At 64.6% G+C, this 13,267-nt stretch carries 11 protein-coding genes; 4 read left to right on the top strand and 7 right to left on the bottom strand.

Annotated elements, in window-relative coordinates; all coding sequences use genetic code 11:
* Positions 1 to 111 precede the first annotated feature (111 nt).
* Positions 112 to 270 carry a hypothetical protein gene (locus tag CEJ45_RS24970; protein ID WP_167386317.1) on the top strand — a complete coding sequence of 53 codons (159 nt, stop codon included), beginning with the start codon at positions 112 to 114 and terminating at the stop codon, positions 268 to 270.
* 12 nt (positions 271 to 282) lie between these two features.
* On the top strand, positions 283 to 915 hold the full coding sequence (locus CEJ45_RS19120) for a hypothetical protein (protein WP_088756615.1): 633 nt from the start codon (positions 283 to 285) through the stop codon (positions 913 to 915).
* A 109-nt stretch (positions 916 to 1,024) separates the two neighbouring features.
* On the opposite strand, the gene CEJ45_RS19125 is transcribed toward CEJ45_RS19120, so the two are convergent.
* The 5 genes from CEJ45_RS19125 to CEJ45_RS19145 all read right to left on the bottom strand — a co-directional run bounded on the left by CEJ45_RS19125 (position 1,025) and on the right by CEJ45_RS19145 (position 7,630).
* Positions 1,025 to 2,095 carry a porin gene (locus CEJ45_RS19125; protein WP_088756616.1) on the bottom strand — a complete coding sequence of 357 codons (1,071 nt, stop codon included), beginning with the start codon at positions 2,093 to 2,095 and terminating at the stop codon, positions 1,025 to 1,027.
* A gap of 217 nt (positions 2,096 to 2,312) precedes the next feature.
* A complete protein-coding gene (locus CEJ45_RS19130; RefSeq protein ID WP_088756617.1) occupies positions 2,313 to 3,401 on the bottom strand; it encodes an ABC transporter ATP-binding protein in 1,089 nt (362 codons plus the stop codon).
* A gap of 72 nt (positions 3,402 to 3,473) precedes the next feature.
* On the bottom strand, positions 3,474 to 5,285 hold the full coding sequence (locus CEJ45_RS19135) for an ABC transporter permease (RefSeq protein ID WP_088756618.1): 1,812 nt from the start codon (positions 5,283 to 5,285) through the stop codon (positions 3,474 to 3,476).
* Positions 5,286 to 5,463: 178 nt separating this feature from the next.
* Positions 5,464 to 6,570 carry an ABC transporter substrate-binding protein gene (locus tag CEJ45_RS19140; RefSeq protein WP_088756619.1) on the bottom strand — a complete coding sequence of 369 codons (1,107 nt, stop codon included), beginning with the start codon at positions 6,568 to 6,570 and terminating at the stop codon, positions 5,464 to 5,466.
* Positions 6,571 to 6,649: 79 nt separating this feature from the next.
* Positions 6,650 to 7,630, bottom strand: coding sequence for a Bug family tripartite tricarboxylate transporter substrate binding protein (locus CEJ45_RS19145; RefSeq protein ID WP_088756620.1), 981 nt, complete (start codon positions 7,628 to 7,630; stop codon positions 6,650 to 6,652).
* 290 nt (positions 7,631 to 7,920) lie between these two features.
* On the opposite strand from CEJ45_RS19145, the gene CEJ45_RS19150 reads away from it, so the two are divergent.
* Both CEJ45_RS19150 and CEJ45_RS19155 read left to right on the top strand, forming a co-directional pair.
* Positions 7,921 to 8,595, top strand: a complete 675-nt coding sequence (locus CEJ45_RS19150) for a response regulator (RefSeq protein WP_088756621.1) — start codon at positions 7,921 to 7,923, stop codon at positions 8,593 to 8,595.
* Entirely contained in the window at positions 8,595 to 10,052 is a 1,458-nt protein-coding gene (locus CEJ45_RS19155) for a sensor histidine kinase (protein ID WP_088756622.1), read from the top strand. Before CEJ45_RS19150 ends, CEJ45_RS19155 begins: the two co-directional genes overlap by 1 nt.
* 16 nt (positions 10,053 to 10,068) lie before the next feature.
* On the opposite strand, the gene CEJ45_RS19160 is transcribed toward CEJ45_RS19155, so the two are convergent.
* Both CEJ45_RS19160 and CEJ45_RS19165 read right to left on the bottom strand, forming a co-directional pair.
* Positions 10,069 to 11,838 (bottom strand): methyl-accepting chemotaxis protein, encoded by a 1,770-nt coding sequence (locus tag CEJ45_RS19160; RefSeq protein WP_088756623.1) that lies wholly within the window; start codon positions 11,836 to 11,838, stop codon positions 10,069 to 10,071.
* 241 nt (positions 11,839 to 12,079) lie between these two features.
* A partial coding sequence (locus tag CEJ45_RS19165) for an HAL/PAL/TAL family ammonia-lyase (RefSeq protein ID WP_088756624.1) occupies positions 12,080 to 13,267 on the bottom strand: 1,188 nt, incomplete at its 5' end.

A 13,267-nucleotide genomic window follows, 5' to 3' on the forward strand; every position in this document is an offset into this window, starting at 1 on the left:
ATTTTATTCGAGGTTTTAGCGCGAGATTTGCGCGGGCATTCGGCTACGATTGGCATCAAAGCACATAAACAAATTCCCGGATATGAATCGGGATCAACTCCGGGTCACCTCATGTTTCTCTATCTTCCGCTACTGCTGGCCTTCCTGACCGTTCTCGGGATTGCGCTCGGCTGGAAATCAATAAGCAACAAGCTATGGTTGGCATGCACCATCGTCACCTTGTGGTGGTTCAGCCAGACACCCCAGGGCTCCCTGGGTTTCCTCCTGTGATGGCAGCGTGTCATGGACCGTTCCGTCGTCTTCACCCCGCGTGAACCCGTCCTGCCCGGCGGGCTTTTCCTCAATTGCCTGTGCCTGCTGGCCATCAGCGGCTGCCTGGGCCTGCTGCTGTACCTCCAGGTGGTGCTGCCGCTGCCGCCCAACCCGCTACGCCAGCTGCAATGTACCGGGGTCATCCTGACCGGCATCGGCTTCATGCGCAACCTGCGCTTCGGCATCAAGAGCGCGCACTATGGCGTGGCACTGGTCGGGGCGCTGCTGACCGGGCTGCTGGCCCTGCGCCAGATCTCGCTGGAAGCCCTGGCCGGCCAGTCGCCCACGGGGCCGCTGTTGCAGGGCATGCACCTGCATACCTGGTCAGCCCTGTTTGCACTGGCGGCGATCCTGACCATCGCGGCCCTGCTGGGCGTCAAGAGCGCCGAATATCCGGCCACCCTGCTGCTGCTGCAAAGCGAAGAAAGGCAGGATCAACCGCGCCGCATCCCCTGGGGCAGGATCGCCGTGAGCACCATCTTCCTGGTGCTGGTGGCCGCACACCTGGTCGCCAGCCTCAACGACTGCACGCGCGCCAGCTGCGCCGCAGGCTTGCTCGATCGCCTGATGCTGCCATCGATACCGCTGCCGAAACCCCAATGAAAAAAACGGCGCACCCTGCCAAGGCAAGGGTGCGCCGGTCAATGACGGCTCAAGACTATCATGGCCCGCACACCAACCACGTGTGCCGGGCCAGGGGACTACACGGGCATCAGAAGCGGTGCTGCATGCCCAGGGTCATGCCGAACTGGCTGGTGCCAAAGCCCACGTCATCACGCGAGAGGCCGACCAGCTGGTTGTTCTTGGCCTTGGCATAGGCCGTGCTCAGGTACAGGTCGGTGCGCTTGGACATGGCGTACTTCAGGCGCAGCGAGTACATGATGGGATCGGCATCGTTGGCCACGTTCTTGATGTTCTGGTAGTAGATCGCACCGATCACGCTCATGGCCGGCGTGAACTTCCAGGTCACGCCGCCCCAGTAGAAATCGCTGCGCTGGTCAGCCGCACCGGTGGCCAGGGCCTTCTTGTAGTAGCGATAACCGAGGTTGAACTTCCAGGCATCCGAGAGCTGGTAGCCCGCAGCCAGATGGGCGCTGGTGGCGCGGTCATAGGGCGCGTTGGCGGTGGTCACGCTGTTGTTGCGGTCATAGGTGGCCGCCACGCTGAACGGGCCCGAACCCCAGCCCAGGCCGACGCCGTACTTGGCGCCGTTGCGGGTCTCGCCGGCCACTTCGCCGAAGCCATACATGGCACCGACCTTCACGCCGGCGAATTCGCCCTGGTATTTGACCAGGTTGGACACGCCGGTGGGCATGCCATCCTTGCGGCCACCGGTGGCACCGGCCGAGGTCACCCAGGAGTAGCTGGCCGAGTAGCCCATCGGGTCGAAGGGCAGGATGAAGTCATAGGTGGTGGAGAAGGAGCGACCCGCCACCACGCGACCGAAACCGCCCTCCAGGCCGACGTTGGACTGGCGGTTGAAGAGCTGGTTGGCATCGCCGTCGAGGGCGCCGTTGTCCAGCTTGAAGCCATTCTCCAGCTGGAATATGGCCTTCAGGCCGCCGCCCAGGTCTTCGGTGCCGCGAAAGCCGATGCGCGAGGTGTTCATCGTGCCCGAGCTCAGGCGCACCAGGCTGTTGCGGGCGGCATTGGCGTTGGTGACGTATTCCACGCCCGAATCGATCAGGCCATAGATGGTGACGGAGGTTTGCGCCTGGACCGAGGTCGTGGCGCACGCGGCGAATGCGGCCAGGATGCTGGCAGCGAGATGATTTCTTTGCACTGAGGTCTCCTTGATGGAAAGCGTTGGATGGCGTCGGCACGGCCATGCCCTACGACGTCTTCTGGTCATCCACCCGGTATCGTGATGATTTTTCCCGGGTGAGCGGGATGAGGACGGATGGCCCTCCCCGCTGGTTTTCATCGATGTGATGAACCGTCAAAAAACTAAGTTTTTGCCAACGGGAAACTTAGATCTCCCGTTCGGCTCACTTAGTTTTTCAGAATGCCCACAAGGCCTGTTCCGGCAGCGACAGCCAGTATTCACCCTGGTCCAGGCGCTGCGGTGCGTAAGCGCGCAGGCCCACCGAACCGGCCGGACCGCCCTCGACCTTGAACAGGCATTCCCAGCGGTCGCCCAGGTACATGCAGGTCGACAGCGGCAGGCGGATCGCATTGCCGGTCTGCTCGCCGGAGATGCGCACCTGCTCGACCCGGATGATGCCGGTCAGCTGCTCGCCGGGCTTGGCGTCCTCGCGTCCGCGCAGGGTCGCCACGGCCGTGCCGCCATCGAGCTTGACGGTCACGCGCTCGCCCTCGCGGCTGACCACCTCGGCGGCCAGCTTGTTGTTGCTGCCCATGAATTCGGCGGTAAAGAGGGTATTGGGGGTCTGGTACATGCTCTGCGGCGTGCCCTGCTGTTCGATGCGGCCATTGTTGAGCAGCAGGATGCGGTCTGAGATGGCCATGGCCTCGCCCTGGTCGTGGGTCACCATCAGTGCAGACAGGCCCAGGCGCACGATCAGTTCGCGCAGGAAGGCACGGGCTTCCTCGCGCAGCTTGGCGTCGAGGTTGGAGAGCGGTTCGTCCAGCAGGATCACCTGCGGGTTGTAGACCAGCGCGCGGGCGATGGCCACGCGCTGTTGCTGGCCACCGGACAATTGGTGCGGATAACGCTCGCCCAGGTGGCCCAGGCCCAGCTGCGACAGCACTTCCTTGACGCGCTTGGCGATCTCGGCCGAGGGCGTCTTGCGCAGCTTGAGGCCATAGGCAACGTTGTCGGCCACGGTCTTGTGCGGCCACAGCGCATAGGACTGGAACACCAGGCCCAGGTTGCGTTCTTCGGCCGGCATCTCGAAGTTGCGCGCGCCATCGAAAACGCGGCGGCTGCCGATGTCGATGGTGCCGGCCTTGGGTGACTCCAGCCCGGCGACCGCGCGCAGCAGCGTGGTCTTGCCGCTGCCGGAGGGGCCCAGCAGCGCCACCACTTCACCGCGCTGCAGTTGCATGGAAACACCCTTCAGGATGGGATTGGCAGATGCGCCGGTACCATAGTCCAGGTGCAGGTCGTTGACGGAAAGTTCAGTCATGATGATTCCTCAGGATGCTCTTGCTGTATCGGGAGGCCGGCACCCCTGTGCCGGCCGTGCTTGCGGTGCAGGTCAGTCGTGCAGCTTGACGCCGAAGCGCAGCGCAATGCCCAGGCCCACGGCCACCAGCGTGATGTTGATGAAGGACAGCGCGGCCACCAGTTCCACCGCGCCGGCGGCCCACATGGAGACGATCATCGAGCCGATCACCTCGGTACCGGGCGAGAGCAGGTAGACGCCGGTGGAGTACTCGCGCTCGAAGATCAGGAACACCATCAGCCAGGCGCCCACCAGGCCGTAGCGCACCAGCGGAATGGTGACGTCGCGGGTGACGCGGGAACGCGAGGCGCCGACCGCGCGGGCGGCTTCTTCCAGTTCCGGGCCGACCTGCAGCAGGGCGGTATTGATCAGGCGCAGGCCGTAGGCCATCCACACCACCGAGTACGCCAGCCAGACCGAGAAGATGGTCGAGCGCAGGCCGCGCAGGGCGGGGATGAAGCTGTCGACCAGCCACAGGGCGACGGGGTTGTCGATGCCCTTCAGGGCCGAGTCCAGCAGCGAGGGCACGAACAGGAACACCCACAGGAAGGACAGGCCGGCCAGCAGGCCCGGCACCGCACGCGGCACCAGCACGCTGTAGTCGAGGAAGCGCGTCACGCCATCCTGCTTGCGGTGCATGGCCAGGGCGATGGCGGTGTAGCAGGCCACGGCCAGGGCGCCGCCGATCACGCCGATCAGCACCGTGTTGATGATGCCGCGCACCAGCGAGGGCTGGTCCCAGACGTTCAACAGGTTGTCGAAGGTCAGCACGTCCAGCAGGCTCACGCCATCACCCCAATGCGAGACGAAGGTGCGCAGGCCGATGCCCGAGAGCGGGATGATGACCGTGAAGAGCAGCCAGCCGGCGATGAGGGTGAAGGCCACCCAGCGCCACTTGCCCAGCGGCAGCGCCTTCTGGCGCGCGCCCTTGCCCTTGATGGCGACGAACTTGTTGGCCGAACGCAGCAGCCAGCGCTGCAGCATCACCAGCGGCATGGTCACCGCCACCAGGCACACGGCCACCGCTGCCATCAGGTGATACGACGGCGTACCCAGCTTGTTGGTGAGCTTGTAGAGATAGGTCGGCAGCACCAGGTGGCCTTCCGGATCACCCAGCACCAGCACCAGGCCGAACACTTCAAAGCCGAGGAAAAACACCAGCACGCCGGAGTAGGCCAGCGCCGGGGTGATCATCGGCAGCGAGACGTTGAGGGCCACCTGCAGCGGCGAGGCGCCGGCCACGCGGGCCGCCTCTTCCACATCCGAACCCAGGCTGCGCAGGGCGGCCGAGGCATACAGGTAGACGTGCGGCACGTGGGTCAGGCCGGCGATGATGACGATGCTGGTGAAGGAATAGATGTTCCACGGGTCGCCCTCGAAGCCGAACACCGACAGCAGGTTCTTGACCCACACCGTGTAGAAGCCGACCGGCCCCATCGAGACCACGTAGCCGAAGCCGATCACCATGGGCGAGACGAAGATGGGCACCATCAGTGCGGGGGCGATGAAGCTGCGGCCCGGCAGGTCGGTGCGCACCATCAGGAAGGCCAGCATGCCGCCCAGCGGCACGGCGATCAGGGCCAGGCCGGTGGCCAGCGTCAGACCATTGACGAAGGCCTGGCGGAAGTCCGGGTCATCGAAGATGAAACGATAGGAATCCAAGGTCAGCGTCTTGACCGGCGCGAAGAACGGCGCCGACAGGAAGCTTTGATAGAAGATCAGCAGCAGCGGCACGAAGATGGCCAGGGCTGCCAGCGTCACGACCAGGCCGCGCGGCCAGTTCAGCCGGAAACGGCGGGCCGGCAGGGCTTGCTCGCTGCGCGGCAGCGTTGTGGTGGTTTGCATGGTGCGCCTCATGAGTGGGCAGATGGATCAGGACAGTCAGGACAGCGGCGGCATGACTGCAGCGCGCCGCCCGCGCAGGCAGCCGGGGCTGCACTGCGCAACAGCGATGGATCGGGTGATGACCGCTCATCCGGAGGCGGACCAGGTACGGCAGGCCCCGGTCCGCCACGGAAATGATTTACTTCTTGGTGGCTTCCTTCCACTGCTTCAGGAAGTCCAGGCGCTTCTTCTGGTCCAGGTAGTCCAGCAGTTCGGTGGACACCGGCATGGGCTTCAGGGACGCGCCCAGTTGCTTGGTCAGTTCGGCCGAGGTGGTGGCACCGGTGACGTCGCCACGAATGGCGAAGAGCTGCGCATCATTGGCGATGATGGTCTGGCCGCGCTTGGAGAGGATGTAGTCCACCCACAGCTTGGCGGCATTGAGGTTCTTGCCGGCCTTGTTGATGAAGATCACGCGCGAGAGCACCAGGTTGTAGTCCTTGGTGAAGGCCACGCCGATGGACGGGTCCTTCTTGGCGCGCACCAGGGCGTAGGGGCCGAGGATGTTGTAGCCGATCAGGTTTTCCCCCGAGGAGATGCGCTCGAGCATGGTGCCGGTCGAGGACTGCACGCGTGCAGCGACGCCGCCCATGGCTTTGGCGAAGTCCCAGAATTGCGGGTTGTGCTTCAGGTCATAGGTCATCAGGCTGAAACCGACGCCGGACTTCTCGATGTCGTAGGTGGTGACCTTGTTCTTGAACTTGTCCTGCTTGCTGACCAAGAGCTTGGTGAACTCCTCGTGGGTGGTCGGCACTTCGGCTTCGGTCACCAGGCGCTTGTTGTAGACGATGGCGGCGGGCTCGAAGGTGGTGCCGTAGGCGGTGTCCTTCCAGTTGGCCCAGGCCGGCACGGCCGCGGCTTCCGGCGACTTGTAGGCCACGGCATAGCCTTCGGAGGCCAGCTTGACCTGCAGGTCCATGGAGGAGGACCACATCACGTCAGCCGTGGCGCCACCGGCGGCGGCTTCGGAGATGAAGCGGTTGTAGGCTTCGGTAGAGTTCATGTCGTTGTACTCGACCTTCACGCCCGGATAGAGCGCGCCGAAATCCTTGATCAGCGCTTCGGCGGCCTTGGAATCGGTGGTGCTGTAGATCACGACCTTGCCTTCCTTCTTGGCCCCGTCGATGATCTTGGCGTAATCGGCAGGATAGCCGGCCGGGGTGTCGGCATGGGCCACACCGCTGAAAGTGACGGGCAAAGCGAGGGCCAGGCCGAGCGCAATGCTCAGGCGACGTTTGTGCAACATGGATTCTCCTTGATGATGAAACGGACCTTGCGCCGGCCCGGCTGCAGGGCACGCCTGACGGCGTGTGCAACCTGGCTGGTCAGCGCACCAGGCCCAACTCCTGGGACTGCCTGCGATAGCGCGCAACGGTCTGCGCGATGTAATCCGAGAGCGGCTTGCCGGTCATGGCAAAGGGTTGCAAGCCACCGATGCTGCGCTGGCGATCAAAGGCGGGATCGGCCAATGCGCGATCGAAATACCGGACCCAGCGCCGGTAATCCGCCTCCGGCGCATGCGGGCTCATGTAGAAACCGCGGATGATGGGCCAGACCACGTCATAGCCCTGCTCGCGTGCCGTCGGTATGGCCTGCAGCGGTCCCGGCAGGCGTTGCTCGGACAGCACCGCCAAAATCCTCACCTTGCCCTCGGCGATGAAGTAGGCGGCCTCCGAGGTATCACCCGAAATCACCTGCACGTGTCCGGCCTGCAGGGCGGCAAACGAATCGCCGCCACCTTCGAGCGCGACAAAGCGGAACTGCTTCGGCGTGAACCCGGCTTGCTGTGCCAGCAGCGCCATCTTCAACCAGTCCTGGCTGCCCACGGTCCCGGACAAGCCCACGGTGACCGCCGCGGGATCCTTGCGGATCGTCTCCAGCAACTGCTTCAGGTTGCGCCAGGGGGCATCGCTGCGCACGGCGATCATGCCGTGGTCGATGCCGATGCCGGCCACCCAGCGCACATCCCCCACATCAGCGCGGCCATATTTTCCCTGTGCCAGGCTCAACAGCGAGCCCCCCGAAAAAGCCACCAGCGTGTCGGGGCCGCCGCGCCGCTGCGAGACCACCGAACTCCAGGCCACGGCACCGATGCCACCGGGCAGGTAAGCCAGCTTGAAGGCCTCCTTGCTGCCCTCTTCCTGCATGGCCCGGCGCAACAGCTTGCACGAGGCGTCCATGCCGCCGCCCGGCTTGGCCGGGACGATGCACTCGGTCGCCAGCGCGCACGGCATCGCACAGGCCAGCACACAAGCGGCCAGGAAGCGATACCAGCGCTGCCGACGATGCGAGCGGTCCGCCTTCATGGCGGTCAGCAGCAGCGGGAAACGAATGCGGGAAGAACGGATCCGGAACGGCCGGACCAGGGGGCGATCATGATGTGTCTCCTGCTTGGATTTTTTGATATGGGCGCATCGTACAAGAAAAGCCTTTCAGCCGGCTTTCAGCGAAGCTGTCAGTGTGGGATCGATGCTACGCAGTTTCCACAATGGCCGGAGGCGGACGTTTCAAAGGCGGCGGCGCATCTGTTAGCATCCGCGCTGGAGACAAGCCGTACCGCAACCCAAAAGGTTTAAAAAAGTAAAAGGGCCGCATCATGCGCATCCTGCTGGTCGAAGACCATATCGAACTTTCCCGCTGGCTGGCCAAGGCCCTGCGCGACGCCCACCTGACGGTGGAGTGCGCGCACAACGGCGCCGACGCCGACAGCCTGCTGCTCACACAAGAATACGCCCTGGTGATCCTGGACCTGACCCTGCCACGCATGGATGGCCTGGAAGTCTTGAAACGCATGCGCGCTCGCGGCAGCCGCACGCCGGTGCTGATCCTGACCGCACGCGGCGGCCTGGCTGATCGCGTCAGTGGCCTCAACATGGGCGCCGACGACTACCTGGCCAAACCCTTCGAACTGGAAGAACTGGAAGCGCGTGTCAAAGCCCTGCTGCGCCGCTCGCAGAGCCAGGAAGCGGTCACCGTGGCCTGCGGTGCGCTGTGCTTCGATACGGTCTCGCGCACCTTCACCTATCACGGCGAACTGCTGGCGCTGACCCCGCGCGAACACGCGGTGCTGGAAGCGCTCATCATGCGCCAGGGCCATACCGTGCCCAAGGACAAGCTGTTCCAGCAGGTCTTTTCGCTGGACGACAATGCCAGCGTAGACGCCATCGAGATCTACATCCACCGCCTGCGCAAGAAGCTCGAACATGAGGGCGCCGGGCGCGTGGGCATCACCACCCTGCGCGGCCTGGGCTACCTGCTGCAGGCGGCGTGATGGCGCAGGCCACCCGTCGACTGGGCAACCTGCGCAGCCAGCTGGTGCGCTGGCTGCTGATCCCGCTGACATTGCTGGTGGCGCTGGATGCCGTCTCGGTCTACTACAACGCCCTGGAAGTGGCCGACCTGGCCTATGACCGCTCGCTGCTGGCCTCCACCCGCGCGCTGGCCGAACGGGTCTCCATCGTCGATGGCCACGTCACGGCCGACGTCCCCTACGTGGCGCTGGACAGCTTCGAGACCGATACCCTGGGCCGCATCTACTACAAGGTCACCGGCCTCAAGGGCGAGCTGGTCTCGGGCTATGAAGACTTGCCACCGGTGCCGGCCAACGTCAAGCGCTCGGAAGTCTATCCGGCGCTGGTGCGCTTTTACCAGGCCGACTATCACAACCAGCCCATCCGCATCGCCGCGCTGCTGCAGCCGGTGTATGACGACAGCATGCGCGGCATCGCCCTGATCCAGGTCGGCGAGACCATGGAGGGCCGCAACGGCATGACGCGCAAGATCCTCTTCGATACCCTCTGGCGCCAGGGCACGCTGGTCACGGTAGCGGCGCTGCTGGTGTGGTTTGCGGTGCGCTTCGTGCTGCGTCCGGTCATGCAGCTCAAGGGCGAGGTGGAGTCGCGTGCACCGACCGACCTGTCCGGTTTCGACCCGGCGCTGGTGCACAAGGAAATGCGCCCGCTGGTGCAGGCCATGAATGGCTACATGGGCCGGCTGCAAGCCCTCATCAGCGCGCAGCGGCGCTTCATCGCCGATGCCTCGCACCAGTTGCGCACGCCGCTGACGGTCTTGAAGACGCAATCCGAACTGACCCTGCGCGAACTGCGGCGCACGCGGCTCGATCCGGCCGAGCTGCGCGAGCTGGTGGAGGGCATGGCACGCACCACCGATTCGGCGGTGCACCTGGCCAATCGCCTGCTGACGCTGGCGCGTGCCGAACATGGCGCGGCCGAGGGCGGCACCATGCGTGTCTCGCTCACCGATGCGGCGCGCCAGGTCGCGCTGGAGCTGTCGCAGCAGGCGGTGTCGCGCCGCATCGGCCTGGCCTTCGAGGAAGAGGGGGACATCGGTATCGAGGCCAATGCCCTGCTGCTGCATGAACTGATGGTGAACCTGCTCGACAATGCGATCCGCTATACGCCTGTGGGCGGCCAGGTCACCTTGCGCGTGCGCGCCGTGAGCCGTCCGGGCGAACCGACCGGCGCCCTGCTGGAGGTGGAAGACAACGGCCCCGGCATTGCCGAGGCCGAGCGCGAAAAAGTGTTCGAACCCTTCTACCGGGCCGGTGCCACCCAGCACGTCAATCCGGGGGGGACCGGCCTGGGGCTGGCGATCGTGCGCGAGATCGCCGCCATGCACAGGGCCACCGTCACGCTGGATGCACCGCTGCAAGGCAGCGGGCTGGTGGTGCGTATCGCCTTTCGGGGCGTGGTGGAACTGCGCACCTGAGTGCGCAAGACTTAGTTCAGAATTGTTCCCAATCCCCTTCATCGGCTGGCGGCGCCTTGCCGCCGCCCTTGGCGCCGGCTGACGCGGCCGGTTTCGCAGGCAGGGCCTTGGGTGCCGGTGCAGGTGCTGCCACAGCCGCTTTGGCCGGTGCAGCCGGTGCAGCCGGCGCGGCAGCCGTGGGCTTGCTGGCCGGCTTGGGCGGCGCGGGCTTGCGTGCGGGCTGCGCACGCGGCGTTTCATGGCTGCTGAGCTTGAAGATGCTCACCGTTTCCACCAACCGGCCCGACTGTTCCTGCAAGGACTGGGCAGCGGCGGCGGCCTGTTCTACCAGTGCGGCATTTTGCTGGGTCACTTCGTCCATCTGCACGATGGCGTGATTGATCTGTTCGATGCCGTCGCTCTGTTCGTGGCTGGCGGCCGAGATCTCGGCCACCACGTCGGTGACGCGGCGCACGCTGGCCACCACTTCGCTCATGGTGGCGCCGGCCTGCTCCACCAGACGGCTGCCGTTGTCCACGCGACTGACCGAATCATCGATCAGGGCCTTGATCTCCTTGGCGGCGGAGGCACTGCGCTGGGCCAGGGTACGGACTTCCGAGGCCACCACCGCAAAGCCGCGCCCCTGTTCGCCGGCACGCGCCGCTTCCACGGCGGCGTTCAGGGCCAGGATATTGGTCTGGAAGGCGATGCCATCGATGACGCTGATGATGTCGACGATCTTGCGCGAGGCTTCGTTGATCTCGCCCATGGTCTGCACCACCTGCCCCACCACGCTGCCGCCCTGTACTGCCACCTCGGAGGCGGTGGCGGCGAGGCTATTGGCCTGGCGCGCGTTGTCGGCATTCTGCTTGACGGTGGAGGTCAGTTCTTCCATGGCCGAGGCGGTCTCTTCGAGCGCGCCGGCCTGTTCTTCGGTGCGGGAAGACAAGTCCAGGTTGCCGCTGGCGATTTCGGAGGAAGCCGTATTGATGGTGTCGCTGCCGGTGCGTACCTCGCTGACGATGCGGTGCAGGTTCTGGTTCATGGCCTTGAGCGACGCCAGCAGCTTGCCGGTTTCATCCCGGGTGGTCTCGCCGATCTGTATCGTCAGGTCGCCTTGCGCCACGGCGCTGGCCACGTCCACCGCTTCATTGAGTGGCCGCGTGATGGAACGGGTGACCCACCAGGCCGCCAGCACGCACAACAGGATGGCCACGGCCGACAGTTCCAGCATCAGGGCGATGGCCGAATCGCTGGTCTGCTGGCCTTCGACCACGCTTTCATCCATCAGCGTCTTCTGGAAGGCAGCGAAGTTGCTGAGGACTTCGAAGTAGCGATCCTGCTTGGGAATGACCTCATTGAAGAGTACCTCGGTGGCCTCTTCTTTCTTTTGCTGGCTGATCAGTTCACGCAGTTTGTCACGCGGCGTGTTGTAGGCGGCACGCGCATCCTGAATGGCCTTGAACAATTCCTTGCCGCGCGGCGTGCTGACCAGTTTCTCGATCTGGTTCAGGGCCTCGGTGGTCTTGGCGCTGTTGGCCGCAGCACGGTCGAGATAGCGCTTGGCCTCGTCGACATTGCGTCCCAGCAAGGCGTTGCGCAGGTTGCGCGCGGCCGAATTGACGTTCTCGCGGATCTCCATCACCAGCGCGATCTTCACGTAGCGGTCCTCGACCACGACGCGCGAAGCGTTGCTGATGCTGTGCAGGCTTTGCATGCCCACCCCCGTGATCAGGCACATGACCGCAACCAGGATGCCGAAGCAGGCCGCCAGGCGTACGCTGATCTTGATGTTCTTGATGTTCATTCCCTGTTCCCCGATAGAGTGTGAGAGTGCCGGACTGCGCAGTGTGGCGGCGGACGCGCCGCCAGGCCATCAGGAAGATCCTGATGTGCACTCGCATTGCTTACGCTGCCCTTGCCGCGCGGCAATCCGGTTCGCCGCGCCCAAAAACGAAAAAAGCTGCCGCTCAATCTTCTTGAACGTCAGCTTTTTGTCAGACTTGAGCCTGCAGGGGCAAATTCTCACCCTGCGGCTTGCACTCCCTCTACACGATGGCTCCGATGGCCGCGATGACCGCGTCCCGCACCGAGCCGCTGACCACGAATCCATGCGCGGCCTGCACGTCGTCATGGAACCAGCGATCGCCATCCAGGCAGGCCGGGATCTGGCGGCGGATCTCCGCATAGGCCGCCTGCGTACCCTGCCCCAGCTTGAAGTCCCTGAGCAAGTCTTCGGTCATGGTCAGCGCCTGTGCCGCCAGCAGCATTTCCACGCCGACGATGTATTGCGTGTTCTGCACCACGGTCATGGCCTTGCGGGCGCACCAGGTCGAGTTGGAAATATGGTCCTCGCTGTTGCCCTTGGAGGGGATGCTGTCGACGCTGCCCGGCATGCAGAGGGTACGGTTCTCCATCACCAGCGAACTCATGGAACACTGCACCACCGGATAGCCGGTGTTGACCCCGCGCACGCCGCTCATCAGGTTGCGCGGCAGCCCCCACGACAAGGTCGGATCGATCAGGCGCGCGATGCGGCGTTCGCAGATGCTGCCCAGATCGGTGATCGCCATGGCCAGCAAGTCCATCGCCTGCGCCAGGTACTGGCCGTGGAAATTGCCACCGGAAATGATTTCGAAACCTTCGCCGTCCTCCTTGTTGAAGATCAGCGGATTGTCGGTGGCGGAGTTGGTTTCCTTCTCGATGATGGTGTCGATGTAGTCGAGCGCATCGAAGACCGGGCCATACACCTGCGGTGCGCAGCGCAGCGAGTACACATCCTGGATGCGCGCGGTGTAAGGGATATCGGTGCGGCGCAATTCATCGGGCAGCTGCACGGCGCGTGCTTCATGCGTGGTACGGGTGGAGCCCTTGAGCAGCGTGCGGATGACTTCCGCCGTCTTGATCTGCCCCGCATGCGGCCGTGCCATCTGGATGCGCGGATCGAAGGCCGACATCTCGGCGCGCATCGCTTCCAGGGTCAGCCCCAGCGACAGGCAGGCATCGGTCAGCAGGTTGCGGGCATCGTGCGCAGCGAGGATGGCCACTGCCAGCGAGGCGGTGCAGCCATTGATGAGGGCCGAGGCATCCTTGGCCTTGAGATCAAATTTGACCGGACCGATGCCGGCTTGCTCGATGGCCTGCGTGGCGCGCATGCGCTGGCCTTGATACATCACCTCGGCTTCATCAAACCCGGCGATGGCCGCTGCCAGATACGCCAGCGGTGCCAGGTCGCC

This window comes from Herbaspirillum aquaticum (assembly GCF_002213425.1).
In the GTDB taxonomy this organism is placed as follows: domain Bacteria; phylum Pseudomonadota; class Gammaproteobacteria; order Burkholderiales; family Burkholderiaceae_D; genus Herbaspirillum; species Herbaspirillum aquaticum.

Coding starts and splice junctions, on each gene's coding strand:
- CEJ45_RS19140 (WP_088756619.1), bottom strand. CDS start 6,570: ATGTTGCACAAACGTCGCCTGAGCATTGCGCTCGGCCTGGCCCTCGCT.
- CEJ45_RS19160 (WP_088756623.1), bottom strand. CDS start 11,838: ATGAACATCAAGAACATCAAGATCAGCGTACGCCTGGCGGCCTGCTTC.
- CEJ45_RS19150 (WP_088756621.1), top strand. CDS start 7,921: ATGCGCATCCTGCTGGTCGAAGACCATATCGAACTTTCCCGCTGGCTG.
- CEJ45_RS19120 (WP_088756615.1), top strand. CDS start 283: ATGGACCGTTCCGTCGTCTTCACCCCGCGTGAACCCGTCCTGCCCGGC.
- CEJ45_RS19145 (WP_088756620.1), bottom strand. CDS start 7,630: ATGAAGGCGGACCGCTCGCATCGTCGGCAGCGCTGGTATCGCTTCCTG.
- CEJ45_RS24970 (WP_167386317.1), top strand. CDS start 112: ATGTTTCTCTATCTTCCGCTACTGCTGGCCTTCCTGACCGTTCTCGGG.
- CEJ45_RS19130 (WP_088756617.1), bottom strand. CDS start 3,401: ATGACTGAACTTTCCGTCAACGACCTGCACCTGGACTATGGTACCGGC.
- CEJ45_RS19155 (WP_088756622.1), top strand. CDS start 8,595: ATGGCGCAGGCCACCCGTCGACTGGGCAACCTGCGCAGCCAGCTGGTG.
- CEJ45_RS19135 (WP_088756618.1), bottom strand. CDS start 5,285: ATGCAAACCACCACAACGCTGCCGCGCAGCGAGCAAGCCCTGCCGGCC.